This window comes from Sphingobacterium sp. WOUb80 (assembly GCF_050058145.1).
GTDB lineage: Bacteria > Bacteroidota > Bacteroidia > Sphingobacteriales > Sphingobacteriaceae > Sphingobacterium.
Genome location: NZ_CP165617.1, coordinates 6,356,670 through 6,372,981, shown reverse-complemented (window position 1 = coordinate 6,372,981; position 16,312 = coordinate 6,356,670). Strand labels below are relative to the sequence as shown.

Sequence of the window (16,312 nt, the reverse complement as noted above, 5' to 3'; positions counted from 1 at the left end):
GCGAAACAAAAATTTTAAATAACATCGATTTATGTCTATTAAATTAAGATTGACCATTATGAGCTTCTTTCAGTTCTTTGTCTGGGGGGCATGGTTGATTACAATAGCAAACTATTGGTTTGGCACAAAACAATGGGATGGTACACAATTTGGAGCTATTTTCGCAACCATGGGGATCGCTTCTTTATTTATGCCTACCCTGATGGGAATTATCGCCGATCGTTGGATAAATGCCGAAAGATTATATTTTATTCTTCACTTATGTTATGCAGGTGTTTTATTCTATTTACCGCAGGTAAATGATCCAAACACCTTTTTTTATGCAATGCTTGCGGCGATGTGTTTTTATATGCCGACTTTGGCCCTATCCAACTCCATTGCATATACGGCATTGAATGAAAATAACTACGATTTGGTCAAGGCATTCCCGCCTATCCGGGTATTCGGAACGATAGGCTTTATCGTCGCCATGTGGATTACCAATTTAACCGGCAACAAGGCTACAGCTTATCAATTTTATATCGCCGGAACCGCAGCCTTGGCCTTAAGTCTCTATGCTTTTACATTACCTAAATGTCCACCGAAAAAATTACAACAGGAAGATGCTTCCTGGACACAACTATTAGGCTTGGAAGCATTTAAACTTTTTGGAAATTATAAAATGGCTTTATTCTTTATTTTTTCCATGTTCTTAGGTGCCGCACTCCAATTGACCAATGCCTATGGTGATGTATTTTTGGATGAATTTAAATTCTACCCTAAATTTGCAGAATCTTTCGTTGTGAAATATTCGACTATCATTATGTCGATTTCGCAGATATCCGAGACACTTTTTATTCTTGCTATTCCATTTTTCCTCAAAAGATTCGGTATAAAAAAGGTCATGCTGATTTCGATGTTTGCCTGGGTATTACGTTTTGGATTATTCTCATTTGGTGACCCTGCAGGCGGACTTTGGATGATTGTATTATCCTGCATTGTCTATGGTATGGCATTTGATTTCTTCAATATCTCAGGTTCCTTATTTGTCGAAACCTCGACAACATCAAGCATCCGCAGCTCGGCACAAGGCTTGTTTATGATGATGACAAATGGTTTTGGTGCCGTTGTAGGCAGTTTTGCATCAGGTTGGATCATTGACCACTACTTTACCAAAAGTTTTCAAAACAGCAAAGATCTCGCACAATACCTGGATACAACAATCGACAATACCCATTTTCTACATTTTCTGCAGGAAAAGAGTATTTCAATCTTACCTGACGGCATGTTAAGCGGTAACCTCATGCTAAAAGACTGGCATGATATCTGGCTAGCTTTTGCCATCTACACCTTGGTTATAGCCATCTTCTTTGCTGCATTCTTTAGACATAAACACGAGCGTGAACCGCTAAATTCAAAATAACAAAAAGCCGCTAATTGCGGCTTTTTGTATATTTGTAGCATGCAAAGTACAGCAACGGAATTATTCAAAGATTCCCAATCCCACATCTATAACTGGACATTTCAATGGATTAAACAACTTGGCCTCGATAATCAGAGCAGTCATTTTGTTAACTCTATTGTTTTGCTCTTACTGGTTGTCTTGTTTTTGATCATCATTGACTATTTCACCAAAAGAACATTATTACTGTTAACGATCAAAGCGATCAGACGTAGTACAAACCGCTTTGATGACCTATTGATCCGCAATAAAACACTGAAACTTATTGCTCATTTTGTCCCGATCTTAGTGGCACAATATATCATGCCCATTATCTTCATGGGGTTTCCAACCTGGAAAGAAAATAGCAATAAAGTACTTGACATAGCGACGACTGTCGTCAGTTTAATGATTATTCATTCGCTCCTGAAAAGTTTACGGGATATGTTGCGCATGAAAAAATCTTTTGCCGACAAGCCCCTGGAAAGTTATTTACAGGTCTGTCAGATTATCCTATTATTTATCGGTGGGACGATCTGCTTTTCGATATTAACAGGAAAATCGCCCTGGTCCTTCTTATTATCCTTGGGTGCCGCGTCAGCAATCTTGATGTTGGTATTCAAAGACACTATACTGGGATTTGTTGCCAGTATACAAGTTTCGGCCAATGATTCCATCCGTGTAGGCGATTGGATAGAAATGCCCAAATATGGTGCTGATGGAACGGTCAAAGAGATTAACCTCAATAATGTGAAAGTACAGAACTTTGATAAGACCATTACCACAATACCAACACATACGTTATTGTCGGATTCGTTCAAAAATTACAGGGGCATGCAGCAGTCGGGCGGAAGGCGCTTAAATCGGGCCATAAATATCAAAATTTCCACGATTCGCTTTTTGGAAAATGAAGAAATTGAAAGGCTCAAAAATATACAGATCCTCAGGCCTTATATCGAAGAGCGTGCCAAAACAATTGACGAATTCAATACGGAACGACAGATCGATCAGTCTAGTCCCATAAACGGTCGAAAAATGACTAATTTAGGAATGTTCAGAGCTTATACGCTCACCTATCTGCGGCAGAATCCCAATATCCACAAGACCATGCCTTTGATGGTGCGTCAGCTTGCCTCTACCGAACATGGTGTTCCAGTCGAGCTATATTTCTTTGTAAACGACATCCGCTGGGAATATTATGAAGGAATCGTTTCGGACGTATTCGACCACCTATTTGCCGCCACAAAATACTTTGATCTGGAGATCTTTGAAAATCCCGCATCGGATGATTTACGGCATGTTATCCGGCAACAAAGCCTTCATGACTTCGCAGACCAACAGCGGTAGAAGCGAACTGAAAATTCTTTCCGGCGAATAACATCAGTCGCTTTCAGAAAAAAAAGCAGCTACCGCACTAACATTCATATACCAGGTTAACGGTTTAACAAAGTTTGTAGCTGCAAACCGAATAAAGTGTAAAAATAGATTGTAGTATAAGGACTTAAATTTTGGCAGCATAATTTAAAGTGAAAGGTCTAAAAACAGTGAAAGGTAATCTGGGGAGATTACCTTCACTTTAAAAACAAACTAAATTTTCAGACGTGTTTCACAACAGATCTACACATTAACCCTAACTCTTTATGAATCAAAAATTACTCTACACAAATATAGGATGGTTATGTTAAGTGCATCTTAAGCTATCTTTAAACTTAAAACAACTCTACAGTCGGTTATTTATCTCACCTCAATAGTCTTCGTTGCTAGGTGTACTCTATTGAAAAGATCAACCGCTTGAACCTCAATCTGATTTTTACCAGCTTTGAGTTTTGGCAAATTAGCCGTCCACAAGTGACTGGATTTTTCAGGGTTTGAAGGTCTACGGGTATTCTTTAATTCGGTTGCTGTATCGTACTTCGCCAAAGAATTTAGAAATGCTGGATCGTTTTCATTGACAAAGTCCATTTCTTTCCATTCGCCCTGATTGATTCTATAAGTTACCTTGTCACCTTCCTTTCCAATAAAAAAATTAGCGTAGATTGGATATCTCTTTGTGTACTTTTCTGGAACTACCGAAGCACCATACAGATCTATCTGATAAGTAGCGGGTTTACCTACAACCTTATAATCAAAACTGTATTGGTTACCCTCGATTTTTAAAATGGCATACCCTTTTGGTGTACCATCTCGCATCGTAGAAACAGGAATTCCTTTGTCATTCAACTCACCCGAATACCAGTCGCCAGAAGTTGTACCCACATTATATTCGTGATGTGGCTTTTCTTGTTTCCATCCGTCCTTTTGTCCATAAAAATATTGGCGCTGAAAGTGGGTATGCGCGGATAAAGACAAGCTGTGCTTAAAGGGAGCCAAAATATCGAACAGACGTTGTCTATCTTCGTTACGAAAGACATCCGAGTTTTGATGATATAAAGGAATATGGAATGCCAACACAATCAATTTGTCTTTAGCAACGTTTTTTAAGTCATTTTCCACAAAATCAAGCTGATCTTTACGAAATCCGCCTAAATAGCCTTTACCTGTCCGTGGATTCGGATAAATGATATTATCGAGAATGATAAAATGCGTGTTTCCATAGTTGAACGCATAGTTATTGGGACCAAAAGTTTGCTCGAACGATTCATCGGAAAGACTATCCACTTTAGCATCATAGTTCATATCGTGGTTTCCCATGACATTATACCATGGTAAGCCCATCGTGGAAATCACCGATTTATATTTTGGTTGAAGTGAAAGATCGTCCCCCACCAAGTCGCCTAAGCTGATGCCAAATTTCGCAATTGTCTTATCGGAAATTTCATTGATAACACCATTTTTGAAATAAGCCAGCTCTTCCTCCGTGTAAGCTTGTGGATCACCAAAAACAAAAGCTGAAAAGTTAGGATCCTCTTCTTGCTGGTACAATGCAAAATTTACAGCAGCCGGGATTTTTCCTGTAGCAGCAACAGCAGGGTATTTTGAAACTGGACTACCGTTTAACTTATGGATATAATAGAATTTTGGATGATTATTTTCATCCAAAGGCAAAGCATATCCTGTCGGTTTAATCACGAAAATGATGTTATCATTTCCAATGGGCAACTGATAATTACCATCTTTATCAGTTGTCGTCACCTCACGTCCATTACTAACAGCAACGGATGCAAGGCCCTTTTCGTTTTTATCCAATTTTCCGTTTTTGTTTACGTCCAGATAAACTTTTCCTTTTGCAACATCTTGTGCCTGTACAGCGTTGACGCATGCCCAGGAAATTGCTAATGCCAAAAATGCTTTCATATGAAATTTTGTTTTGGCGCTAAAGTATTCGATTCAGGTTAAAGGAGTATAAAGAGAATATCAAGAATTCATCAAGAAACAAAGGGTATAATATCATATCAACTTATTTATTAATACATATTTAATACTAAAGTTATAGGGACTTTATCCGTATTTTATACGATTTTATCCGAATGAGGTCCCTATCAGGTCCCTATTAAGTCCGTATAAAACCCCTATTAATATGGATATTGTTAACTACTTAAATCCTTCCTCCCCCTTTGTTTTCAGACGGATATTGGGCACAAAAAAAGAGAAACCAATTGCTTGATTTCTCCTTTTACCTTCAGTGTCTATTTTTTAACTATCTTGCTTGCGCAGTTGCCAGCATGCGGTTGATTTCATCAATCATTGATTTTGCGGCGTCATGCATACGAGGATTACCTGCGAAATCTGCATCTAAAGTTACATGTTTAGATTTATCTTTATAGTTGAACTCCAGATAAAAACGTGGAACCTTAGAATTTGTCGAATCCTGCTGCCATTCGGGACCTGTCATATCTGTATCCAGATTCCAAAAGCCGAGCTCCATTGCTTTGCGATGCAAGTACAATAAATCGTCTTTTGTAAATTTTACAGTATCGGTAATTAAAGAATCTTTTTTGTCTAAATATTTATAGATACGCGTTTTTGAATTGTATTCGTTGACCATATGGTTCGGCTCGCCGTATTTGAATTCTATGGATTCAAAATCAGCAAAACGAAAAGGGGCATTTTTGATCATATTACTATAGTAATAAACACAATACATCAAAAACGGCACAATAATACAAAGGCCCAAAAAAATCTTCTTACTCTTTATTGTCATTTCTATAAAATTTTGACAAAAATAAGGATTTATATAGGGTATAAAAGTTTATGTCAAGATATGACATAAAACCTACATGAAATTCACGTGTTTAGATATTTGGAGAGCCCGCGTCAACAAAGGTCTTGGCATACCAACTGTCAGAAAGATCAGAGATAATAACGCCTTTGCGTGTTGAAACATGAACAAACTTATTATTATGAAGATATACCCCCACATGATCTATCCCATTTCGTCCGAAAGAAAAGAAAACGAGATCTCCCTCTTCAAGTTTATCGACCTTTTTTCTTTTTACTATCCCTTCCATGTCACGTGAAGTCCGCGGCAAATTCCCTTTGTATACTTCGATATAGAGCAAATTAACAAATCCCGAGCAATCTACCCCCGATTTGGTCTGTCCACCCATACGATGCGGTATCCCCATCCAATCGTCGATAAATGAGTAAAGGTGCGGATTTAGTTTTTTGGTACTCACATTGAGTAAGTCTGCATAATTGTCAAGCCGTGATCCGGAAAAGGTTTTTCCGCGCGCTGAACTCGCATCTGTCAAAACAGAACCATTGGAAGAATGTGTATTGGAGCTAAGTACCTTTTTCTTCGTTGAACAACTGCTCAAAAATAGAACTGCACCTAAAAAGAAGATAAAATAAGATCTGACACTCATGCTGTTCGATTTACGTTCTTGCTTAACAAACTTACTTGCACAACAAACTTAATTAAATTGCTGTTTATATGCAATAAATTTGCTTGCCCCCCGGGGATTGCTTTTCTTGATAAGAACGTCAGATAAGAAAAAGAATTGTTCAGAAATCGTAACTTTGACGCCTAATTTATTTGAGAATGGAAAAATTAAAAGGTGCATTAGCTGTCTTTTTAGGTGCGAGTAGTTTTGGGATACTATCAACGTTTGTTAAAAAAGCCTATGGTAAAGGGTTGACTTTAGGAGAGGTAACGGGAATTCAGGTATTGTTTGGCATGCTTATACTGTGGCTTATCTATATTGTCATCAAAGTCTTTTCTGCAAAGTCATTTCACTCTTCAAGCAAGAAATCTTCATGGATCAAGATATTAATCAGTGGTACTTCGACTGGTTTGGTGAGTATTCTCTATTACAAATGTGTACAGCTCGTTCCCGCCTCGTTGGCGATTGTACTGTTGATGCAGTATATCTGGATTGGTGTGGTGATCGAGTTTATCTTTTTCAAGGCAAAGCCTTCAAAAAACAACCTGATCGGCATTGGCATTGTACTCATTGCAACATTATTAGCGACTGGACTTCTTGAAAAAGGATTACAACACCTCAACTTAACAGGTGTCTTATTTGGTCTATTAGCAGCGACTGCCTATTCGGTCTTCATGATCGTCAATGGTCGTGTCGGCAATGACTATCACCCTATTCAAAAAAGCGCTATTATGGTAACGGGGTCCTGTATACTGGTCTTCACCTTGTTTCCACCGGCCTATTTATGGAATGGTCAATTTGATGGTAACTTCCTCTATTTTGGCTTGATCCTTTCGCTATTCGGCACCGTCATCCCGCCTTTATTATTTGCTTATGGCTTACCCAAAACGGGCTTCTCCTTAGGCGGAATATTGAGTTCGGCTGAACTGCCTGTAGCCACCTGTATGTCGTTTTTTATACTTCATGAAAGTGTATCTACAATACAATGGCTCGGCGTACTTTTGATCTTGGGTACCGTCATCTGGTTGAACGCTGCAAAGAGCAGTACGCATTAGAGGTACCGATCAACTTCCGGTCAGATTCCTGCCGTCAATTTGATCAGAAATACAACAGCATACTGCAATCAACGGGGGAATTATGGAATTCCCTTTAATGAAAAAAGGCAATCTTCTCTAATAAGATTGCCTTTTTTTATGTTATAAATCTTTCGTGGACTAATGTGCCAATGTCTCCGGAATTTCTTCCACCTCCACTTCACAGGAATCCGTTACTTCCATAAATTTAACTGGCACGACCTCATTCACCAATAATGGATCGTATAAGGTCCGTACTTTGACATAGTTTTTAGAAAAACCATGCATATAACCGTCTTTCTCGTCAGCCTCAAACAAAACATCACCAGTCTCACCAAGCTGTGACTCATAAAAAGCACGGCGCTTCTTCTCCGAAAGGATGTGCAACATTTTGCTTCGGTCACTACGTTGAACTCCCGGTACAGCACCGTCCATTTGAGCAGCAATGGTATTCTCTCTTTCTGAATAAGTAAAGACATGCAGATAAGAAATATCCATATCATTCAAGAAATTGTATGTATCGATAAAGTCTTCACGTGTTTCTCCCGGAAATCCGACAATAACGTCAACACCAATACAGCAATTAGGCATCAATGACTTGATAAATGCGACGCGCTCCGTGTAAAGCTCTCTTTTGTATCTTCTGCGCATCAAACTCAGAATTTTATTACTTCCAGACTGCAATGGCATATGGAAATGTGGAACAAAACGTTTTGATTGTGCCACAAACTCAATAATATCATTGGAAAGAAGATTGGGTTCTATCGAGGAGATACGAATTCTATCAATTCCTTCGACTTCATCCAATGCCCGTACCAAATCCAAGAATCGGTCTTCACGCTTGCCATCCCGAATACCAAAATCGCCAATGTTTACGCCTGTCAAAACGATTTCTTTGACACCTGATGCTGCAATTTCTTCCGCTTGACGGACAATATCTTCGATCTTACCCGAGCGGCTTCCGCCACGTGCCAAAGGAATCGTACAAAATGTGCATGAATAATCGCACCCATCCTGTACTTTTAGGAAGGTACGCGTACGATCACCAATCGAATAAGCCGAGACAAATTGATTGGTCTCATCGATTGGACCATTATAAACAATCGTTTTTTCCTGTTTCGTCAAATCATTGATATGCTCAATGATATTAAACTTTTCAGCTGCACCTAAGACCATATCCACTCCGGGAATCTCTGCAATCTCTTTTGGTTTTAGCTGCGCATAACAGCCAACAATCGTAATATAAGCATTGGGAGAGTGCTTTAAAGCTTCCTTCACTACTTTTCTACACTTCTTGTCTGCATTATCCGTTACCGAACATGTATTGATTACATAAACGTCTGCACGGCTATTGAACGCAGTGGTATCATAGCCCGCATCTTTAAATAAACGACCAATGGATGATGTCTCCGAATAATTCAGTTTACATCCAAGTGTATAAAAAGCTACTTTTTTATTCTCCATAATATTTTGCAAAATTACATTTTTTTTCAGTAACCCCTCTTATCATTTTAAGTTTTGACTTTCTCGTTATAAGGATTTTCCTTAGTTTTGACTATCTTGAAAGGCTGAATGCATCAATAGCTTATTAATGGCTGAAGAAATCAATTCGAACATCATGTATTCAAATACCCTCCGATTGAGAATCAAACATATAAAATAGCGCTATTCGATCCATTACAGTTCGATGATAGCATTGATATTTAGTATTTAATAATTACTTTTTTACAGATGAAACAATATTTAGATTTACTCAGACATGTATATACGAATGGTGTTGTAAAGACAGATCGTACAGGCACGGGCACCAAAAGTGTCTTTGGATATCAGATGCGTTTCAACCTTCAGGAAGGTTTTCCTTTGGTTACTACCAAAAAATTACACCTGCGATCCATTATCCATGAGTTGATCTGGTTTCTAAAAGGTGAAACCAATATTCAGTATCTCAAAGAAAATGGCGTAAGCATTTGGGATGAATGGGCTGACGAACAAGGAAATTTAGGTCCTGTATATGGATCACAATGGCGTTCTTGGCCGACACCCGATGGCCGTCATATCGATCAGATCGCACAAGTTATCAACCAGCTCAAAAATACGCCAGATTCCCGTCGTATTATTGTATCTGCATGGAATGTCGCCGAAATAGAGCATATGGCATTACCGCCCTGCCATGCTTTTTTTCAATTTTATGTCGCTCCAGCACAACCTGAAAAAGGAATTTTTAAACCACAATTGTCCTGTCAACTCTATCAGCGTAGCGCAGATATATTCTTGGGGGTACCTTTTAATATTGCTTCATACGCACTTCTGACTATGATGGTTGCCCAAGTGTGTGATATGGAAGCGGCAGAATTTATTCATACCCTGGGCGACGCACATATTTATAGCAATCACTTTGAGCAAACGGAATTACAGTTGAGCCGGGATCCAAAACCCCTGCCGCAACTAAAAATTAATCCTGACGTGAACGATATTTTTGCGTTTAAATTCGAAGATTTTGAATTGTTAAACTACGAATCACACCCGCATATCAAAGCGCCGGTGGCCGTTTAGTAATCAAGGCTGACAATTTTGCAATAACGTTATATTAGAGGACGACTAATCACCCTATCAAAAATGAGTAATCCAACGATCACATTAATCGTAGCTGCTTCGGAAAACAATGCGATTGGCATCGATAACCAGATGCCCTGGCATTTACCCAACGATTTTAAATATTTCAAAAAAAATACCATTGAGCACTCGGTTCTGATGGGTAGAAAAACCTTTGAAGCCATTGGCAAAGCATTGCCGGACAGAAGGAATATTGTCATCACACGCAACGCAAATTTTCAGGGCGAAGATATTGATGTCGCCAATAGTATCCAGGAGGCACTTTTATATTGCCGTGACGAACGTGAGGTATTTATTATTGGCGGCGCAAACATCTATCAACAGGCCCTTCCACTGGCGAACAAAGTGCTTTTAACACGGGTGCATACAACCATCAAAGGAGATGCTTTCTTTCCTGAATTACCCGCCGAAGAATGGGAATTAGTTTCTTCAGATTCACATCAGGCCGATGAGAAACATGCATTTGCTTATACCTTTGAGGTTTATACAAGAAAATAGATTCATGTGTATTAAAAACAAGTTGCGTACATGCTCCGGAACGTCCAGTTATGCATTGTCTATGTTATGTTTCGGGCTTGTTATGCTAAGTAATCTGTCGCAAGTTTCTGCGCAATTTCGTCCCCCATCCAGTATGCGTACACCAGGAGGAAATATTACGATACCAGGGTCGTATGCTCCGATGCTCTATTCTTTCGACCGCGAACCGATTAGCAGTAGGTACAAATTTTATATCGTTTTAAAAAATGACAGCACTGTCGTTTCAAAAACCAAAATAAAATTGAGAACGGCAACCAAACCCAGTGAGATATCTTGGCGGGAAAAAGGCAAAAAATACACCGTAACACCAGATCAAACAAAAGAAATTTATCGGATAGATTATTGGAATAAGAAAATTAAAGGCATTCCACAAGATAGCTGCTGGTTATTTTTGGTGGACACCGTTAGTTACGAAAGGCGAATCCGTCGCTATAGCATGACCGCTGATATCAATCAGCCCGCGATATCGCATTTCAAGATGGAAAAGGCGAATGAAATTTTACCACTAAAAAAAGAGACCCTAGAGCCTTATGTTCAGGAAAATGAAAAAGCAAAGAAGCTGCTATTGAAAGACCAGCTCTTAAAAGCCATAGAAGAATTTAACCGATAAGGCTACACAAGCGTAAGACTTAGATTTAATTAAGCTTTCTTTTGATTTACCTGTCTTGAAAATTTAAAACACGAAATGATTAGGCACATACACAAATTTTTAACCCTCATTTTTATCTTATTCATGTCAGATGCATACGCTCAAAAGGTAGACACCATATACTTGGAAAAGCTGCTTCAAAGCCATCCGGATCTATTTCAGAAGATATTAAGTCATCCGACTAAAAACGAGGTACAGATCCTTTACACGCGGATTGATCGTGATAAATCTAATATACCGCATTTTAAAACCTATAGCTATCGCCTTAATCCACATTGGTATTTTTATCCGGCAAGTACCGTAAAACTTCCGACAGCAATTCTAGCACTGGAAAAAATCAATGACCTACAGATTGCCGGTCTCAGCAAAGACACTCCGCTACGCATTGATTCTGCCTTCGAGAAACAGACAAGAGTATCCGTTGACGAATCTGCTGCCAATGGTCTTCCTTCCGTAGCGCAATATGTAAAAAAAATCCTATTGACCAGCGACAACGATGCCCAGAACAGGCTCTTTGAATTTATTGGCCGTGCTGAGCTCAATGCAAAACTTAAAAAATACGGCACTCAATACAGCCGGATCGTCAACCGTCTCGCTATAGGTGACAAGGGCATCTGGGCCAAACATACCAACCCGATCACCTTTTACAATGAGAAGGATATTATATATAAGCAAGAAGCACAGTTCGATCCCAAAGACTATACCATAGAACTATCAAATACCCTTCAAGGAAAGGGCTATATGAATGACAAAGATGAGCTAGTCCATGAGCCATGGAGTTTTGAGGGGCTTAATGTCTACGCACTTGAAGATCAACAGCTCATCCTGAAGAAATTGTTATTTCCTGAAGTGTTTCAGCCTAAAGATAGATTTAATCTAAAAAAAGAGGATTATGCCCTACTCTATGACTATATGTCGCGCTACCCCTTTGAATCGGATTTCCCGAAATATGACTCAACAGAATTCTGGCCAACGTATAGCAAGCTCCTTTTTTATGGTCGCGAAAAAAATGCAACCTTAAATCCCAACATCCGGATCTTCAACAAGTATGGCGATTCTTATGGCTATAATATTGACAATGCCTATATTGTTGATTTCGAACATGGGGTAGAATTTATGCTCGCTGTTGTTGTGCAGTCCAATGAAAATGGCATCTACAACGATGGACTCTATGAATACGAAACGGTAACCTACCCATTTTTAAAAAATATCGGGCAGGTAATCTATCAGGAAGAGCTAAAAAGGGTGAAAAAATTTAAACCTGACCTATCTAAGTTTGATTTCAGAAAATAAAATACAAAAAGAAGGCTTTCAATTTTTGAAAGCCTTCTTTTTGTATTTTTACTTACCGCTGCATATTTTTATCCGCTGCAATCCCACAAACCCTCGTTTCAGGCCCATTAAAAAAAGGACAATACTATTTCGATTGCAGGGCTGTTTCGATCAATTCGCCGTAGAAATCACCTTCCTTCATTCCAAAAGCCCTTACTTGCTGCGGGATAAAGCTTTGTGGAGTCTGCCCAGGAATAGTATTGATTTCGATAAAATAAAATTTATCGGTTTCGTTTTCCAAAAAGAAATCTACACGGACCATACCTTTGCAGTTCAATCTGACATAAACCTCTCTCAAAATACGTGCAGCACGCTCCTGCTGTTCAATAGTCAGCTCTGCCGGAGTAATCTCTTCGGTCAATCCGGGTACATATTTCGCTTCGTAATCAAAAAACTCACGTGTAGTCCGTACTTCCGTAGGAGGTAAAACAACCAGCTCCCCTTTCGAATTGCGAAAAATTCCTTCCGAAAACTCACGTCCGGTCACAAACTCTTCGACAATCACCTGTTTCCCTGTATTTTCTGCATCAAAAGCTTTATCGATCGCTTCTTGCAGTTGTGCCGATTCCTTTACTTTGGTCATTCCGATACTACTTCCACCGGCATTAGGTTTGACAAAATAAGGGAGTGAAAGATTGCTTTCGACGATTTTGAGCGCCTCAGACCGCTGCGATTCGAATAATAGGACCGATTTTGCTAAATGCAATTCTGGAATATCCGTTAAGATCGCTTTTGTATACCCTTTATTCATCGTCAGCGCGGAAGTCAGGGCATCACAAGATGTATAAGGAATATCTAGCAAATCAAAATAGCTCTGAAGTCTTCCATCCTCTCCAGGTACACCATGCACCATAATAAATGCCAAGTCAAAGGTCAGGGTTTCCCCGTTCAATGGAAGCGTAAAATCTGCTTTTGAAATCGGGTGACGCTTACCATCTAAATCTTCATAGTACCATGCTTCTTTGCTCACTGTAATTAGATACACATCATATTTGTCGTGATCAAGCTGAGAATTGACAAAGGCAGAACTTTTAAAAGAAACTTCTGCCTCCCCTGTATAACCTCCAGTTATTAATGCTATTTTTGCTTTCATAAATTTTAGCGATTCGAATAGCAAATATAATTTGCTATACACGGAAAAACGAATAATTTTGTGAGGAATAATTTTATTTAATCATTCTGCAAACTTGGCTTTAATATTGCGGTTCTATGCAGAATTAATTTTTATCAAACAAAGAAATGTCCAAAGTCGTACAATATCTTCAGACCCCCACTTTCAGGAAAAATCTTATTGCCGCTCTCATTGCGATAATATGTCTATTCCTTTTCGTATATGTAGGACTGAAAATATATACCAAACATGATGAATCTATTGCCGTTCCAAAAGTGAAAGGCTTGCATATCAGTGCAGCCATTCAAGCACTTGAGGATGCTGGACTGGAATATCAAATTGATTCCGTTTATCAGATGGATGCCAAGCCAGGTCTAGTCATAGAACAGGATCCTGAACAAGGGTTCCATGTAAAATCGGGCCGCACAATTTATTTGACTATTATCACGCAGGTAGCCCCTGAAGTTGCCTTTCCAAATATAAAAGACAAAACGCTGATCGAAGCAACTGCGATACTGAAAAACCATAACCTTAAAATTGGTGATACTTCTTATGTCGCGGATATCGCAAGAGATATTGTATTAGACGCCCAATTTGCGGGGCAATCGATCCGCAATGGACGTATGATTCCGAAAGGATCACGTATAGATCTAGTTTTGGGAAATGGGCTTGGAGCAAATGAAGTTGAAATACCCAACTTAATAGGTCTTCCTTTAAACGAAGCGAAGTTTGCCTTGTCTGGCGCCGGCCTCGGTCTAGGTACCGTGACATATGATCCGAATGTTACAGATACAGCCACCGCAGTAATCAGTGTACAATCGCCAGGGATAGAAAAAGGCCTGACCAGCTTAGGTGCCAAAATTGATGTTACACTTTCGTTGACCGCACCGGCGCCAACAACAGGTACTCCTTCTGGCACAACAACACCTAAACCACAGGCAAACCAAACTCAAGTTACTCCACCGGCGGCGAAGCCTCCGGTCCAGTCGAAACCTGTTGCTCCAGCGAAAAGTACAACAACGAATACGCCAGTTGCTAAACCGACAACGACGACACAACCTGCTGGACAGAAAAAAGAAAAAGAAAATAAAGGGAATAGTCTAGGCTTTTAAGTTTATTGACTCAAAAATGAAACTGCATTGAATGATCTCCACAATAATGGATTAGCGTCCTTGGCAGATTCAGGAATAGTATAAAATATAAAGATGAAACCGATCTATATGTGTGCGATTTCATCAACCAGTGACCGCTAAAGGCTGTATAAATGCCATGAACAGCGAACAACAGTTGAATAAAAAATTTTAGAATGGAAAATAAAAAAGGAATACCAAGTTGGTTAAAAATCATTGCGCTGATCGTTATCGTTGTCGGAGGTTATTTTGCTTGGACATTTTATAAAGCATTTTATGCTTCGAATGTATCGGGAGAGAAAAAGTACCTGTACATACACGAGGGTGAAAAGTATGAAGATGTACTGAAATCAATCAAAGATTCAAATCTAGTGGATGATATCGCTTCCTTTGAGCGTGCAGCACAATATAAAAAATATGAACAAAGTGTAAAACCCGGACGTTATCTGTTAACCACAGGGATGAACAATAGACGCTTAGTCGGCAATTTGATTGGCGGTTACCAAGAACCTGTAAAATTCAGATTCGCCAATGTTCGACTAAAAGAGAATATGGCGGCGCTTCTAGGAAAAAGTTTTGAAGCTGATTCTGCACAATTTATCGCTGTACTGAATGATGAAGCTACCGCGCAGAAGTACGGATTTACAAAGGAAAATCTGATTTCTATGTTTATTCCTAATACTTACGAAATTTACTGGAACACCAATCCGGAAAAGGTCATTGCCCGTTTTGATGATGAATGGAAAAAATTCTGGAATGCGGATCGCACGGCAAAAGCAAAAGCGCTTAATCTGACACCACAACAAGTCAGTACCTTAGCTTCCATTGTCAAAGGTGAAGCCTTACATCAAGATGAAATGCCCATGATCGCTGGACTTTATTTAAACCGTCTAAAAAAGGGAATGTTATTGCAGGCAGACCCTACCGTGATCTTTGCTAATAATGACTTTACCATTAGAAGGGTATTGAATAAGCACCTGAGAACAGACAATCCTTACAATACTTATATTTATAGAGGATTGCCTCCAGGTCCGATCTCTATCCCAAGCATCGCGGCAATTGATGCGGTCTTAAACTTTAAGCAACACGATTATATTTACATGTGTGCAAAAGATGATTTCTCAGGTTACCATAATTTTGCCAAAACAGAGGCTGAACATCTGATCAATGCGCGCAAATTCCAACAGGCTTTGGACGCTAGAAATATTAAAAAATAATGTTTGTATTCGACCATCAGATTCGCGTTCGCTATGCAGAAACAGACCAAATGGGCTATGTCTATTATGGCAATTATGCAGCATTTTATGAAATAGCAAGAACTGAAATGCTGCGGAGCACGGGGATATCGTACAGGGAACTGGAAGAAATGGGGGTCATGCTCCCCGTTGCCGAAATGAAAACCAAATATCTGAAACCGGGCAAATATGATGATTTGATCACCATACGGGTAACCATCCGCCAGAAGCCTGCCGTTCGTATTATTTTTGAATACGAGCTCTTCAATGAGGAGGGAGAATTACTCAACCAGGGAGAGACAACCTTGGTCTTTGTCAATATGGAGAAAAACAGACCTTGTATGCCGCCACAGGTCTTCCTGGATAAAATGAGTAAATATTTTAATTGA

Annotated in this window: 15 protein-coding genes; 10 read left to right on the top strand and 5 right to left on the bottom strand. The window is 39.3% G+C overall.

All coding sequences use genetic code 11. The features are described 5' to 3' along the window. Nucleotides 1-31 precede the first annotated feature (31 nt). Both AB1Z56_RS26265 and AB1Z56_RS26260 read left to right on the top strand, forming a co-directional pair. Nucleotides 32-1,402 carry a nucleoside permease gene (locus AB1Z56_RS26265; RefSeq protein WP_309366594.1) on the top strand — a complete coding sequence of 457 codons (1,371 nt, stop codon included), beginning with the start codon at nucleotides 32-34 and terminating at the stop codon, nucleotides 1,400-1,402. 39 nt (nucleotides 1,403-1,441) lie between these two features. Continuing rightward, nucleotides 1,442-2,767, top strand: coding sequence for a mechanosensitive ion channel family protein (locus tag AB1Z56_RS26260; protein WP_426790539.1), 1,326 nt, complete (start codon nucleotides 1,442-1,444; stop codon nucleotides 2,765-2,767). Between the two features lie 387 nt (nucleotides 2,768-3,154). Here the strand turns inward: AB1Z56_RS26260 and AB1Z56_RS26255 are convergent, their stop codons facing one another. The 3 genes from AB1Z56_RS26255 to AB1Z56_RS26245 all read right to left on the bottom strand — a co-directional run bounded on the left by AB1Z56_RS26255 (nucleotide 3,155) and on the right by AB1Z56_RS26245 (nucleotide 6,225). Next, on the bottom strand, nucleotides 3,155-4,714 hold the full coding sequence (locus AB1Z56_RS26255; RefSeq protein WP_426790538.1) for a calcineurin-like phosphoesterase C-terminal domain-containing protein: 1,560 nt from the start codon (nucleotides 4,712-4,714) through the stop codon (nucleotides 3,155-3,157). A gap of 343 nt (nucleotides 4,715-5,057) precedes the next feature. Further along, nucleotides 5,058-5,561 carry a hypothetical protein gene (locus AB1Z56_RS26250; RefSeq protein ID WP_312339053.1) on the bottom strand — a complete coding sequence of 168 codons (504 nt, stop codon included), beginning with the start codon at nucleotides 5,559-5,561 and terminating at the stop codon, nucleotides 5,058-5,060. 91 nt (nucleotides 5,562-5,652) lie between these two features. Continuing rightward, entirely contained in the window at nucleotides 5,653-6,225 is a 573-nt protein-coding gene (locus tag AB1Z56_RS26245; protein ID WP_309366587.1) for a C40 family peptidase, read from the bottom strand. Between the two features lie 176 nt (nucleotides 6,226-6,401). Between AB1Z56_RS26245 and AB1Z56_RS26240 the strand changes: the two genes are divergently transcribed. Continuing rightward, nucleotides 6,402-7,298: an EamA family transporter gene (locus tag AB1Z56_RS26240; protein ID WP_426790537.1), complete on the top strand. Its 897-nt coding sequence runs from the start codon at nucleotides 6,402-6,404 to the stop codon at nucleotides 7,296-7,298. A gap of 159 nt (nucleotides 7,299-7,457) precedes the next feature. On the opposite strand, the gene mtaB is transcribed toward AB1Z56_RS26240, so the two are convergent. Further along, nucleotides 7,458-8,780, bottom strand: coding sequence for a tRNA (N(6)-L-threonylcarbamoyladenosine(37)-C(2))-methylthiotransferase MtaB (gene mtaB, locus AB1Z56_RS26235; RefSeq protein ID WP_309366583.1), 1,323 nt, complete (start codon nucleotides 8,778-8,780; stop codon nucleotides 7,458-7,460). 267 nt (nucleotides 8,781-9,047) lie between these two features. On the opposite strand from mtaB, the gene AB1Z56_RS26230 reads away from it, so the two are divergent. The 4 genes from AB1Z56_RS26230 to AB1Z56_RS26215 all read left to right on the top strand — a co-directional run bounded on the left by AB1Z56_RS26230 (nucleotide 9,048) and on the right by AB1Z56_RS26215 (nucleotide 12,408). Continuing rightward, nucleotides 9,048-9,869, top strand: a complete 822-nt coding sequence (locus AB1Z56_RS26230; RefSeq protein ID WP_309366581.1) for a thymidylate synthase — start codon at nucleotides 9,048-9,050, stop codon at nucleotides 9,867-9,869. Nucleotides 9,870-9,932: 63 nt separating this feature from the next. Beyond that, nucleotides 9,933-10,427, top strand: a complete 495-nt coding sequence (locus AB1Z56_RS26225; protein ID WP_309366579.1) for a dihydrofolate reductase — start codon at nucleotides 9,933-9,935, stop codon at nucleotides 10,425-10,427. Nucleotides 10,428-10,509: 82 nt separating this feature from the next. Next, the gene (locus AB1Z56_RS26220; protein ID WP_426790536.1) at nucleotides 10,510-11,076 is read left to right on the top strand and encodes a hypothetical protein; all 567 of its coding nucleotides are present in this window, start codon (nucleotides 10,510-10,512) and stop codon (nucleotides 11,074-11,076) included. 123 nt (nucleotides 11,077-11,199) lie between these two features. Further along, nucleotides 11,200-12,408, top strand: coding sequence for a serine hydrolase (locus AB1Z56_RS26215; protein WP_309366575.1), 1,209 nt, complete (start codon nucleotides 11,200-11,202; stop codon nucleotides 12,406-12,408). 124 nt (nucleotides 12,409-12,532) lie between these two features. Here the strand turns inward: AB1Z56_RS26215 and AB1Z56_RS26210 are convergent, their stop codons facing one another. After that, nucleotides 12,533-13,540, bottom strand: coding sequence for a D-alanine--D-alanine ligase family protein (locus AB1Z56_RS26210; protein WP_426790535.1), 1,008 nt, complete (start codon nucleotides 13,538-13,540; stop codon nucleotides 12,533-12,535). Between the two features lie 146 nt (nucleotides 13,541-13,686). On the opposite strand from AB1Z56_RS26210, the gene AB1Z56_RS26205 reads away from it, so the two are divergent. From AB1Z56_RS26205 to AB1Z56_RS26195, 3 genes are all read left to right on the top strand, one after another. Beyond that, nucleotides 13,687-14,670 carry a PASTA domain-containing protein gene (locus AB1Z56_RS26205; protein WP_309366571.1) on the top strand — a complete coding sequence of 328 codons (984 nt, stop codon included), beginning with the start codon at nucleotides 13,687-13,689 and terminating at the stop codon, nucleotides 14,668-14,670. Between the two features lie 194 nt (nucleotides 14,671-14,864). Beyond that, on the top strand, nucleotides 14,865-15,905 hold the full coding sequence (mltG, locus tag AB1Z56_RS26200) for an endolytic transglycosylase MltG (protein WP_426790534.1): 1,041 nt from the start codon (nucleotides 14,865-14,867) through the stop codon (nucleotides 15,903-15,905). Continuing rightward, a complete protein-coding gene (locus AB1Z56_RS26195; protein WP_313266735.1) occupies nucleotides 15,905-16,312 on the top strand; it encodes an acyl-CoA thioesterase in 408 nt (135 codons plus the stop codon). Before mltG ends, AB1Z56_RS26195 begins: the two co-directional genes overlap by 1 nt.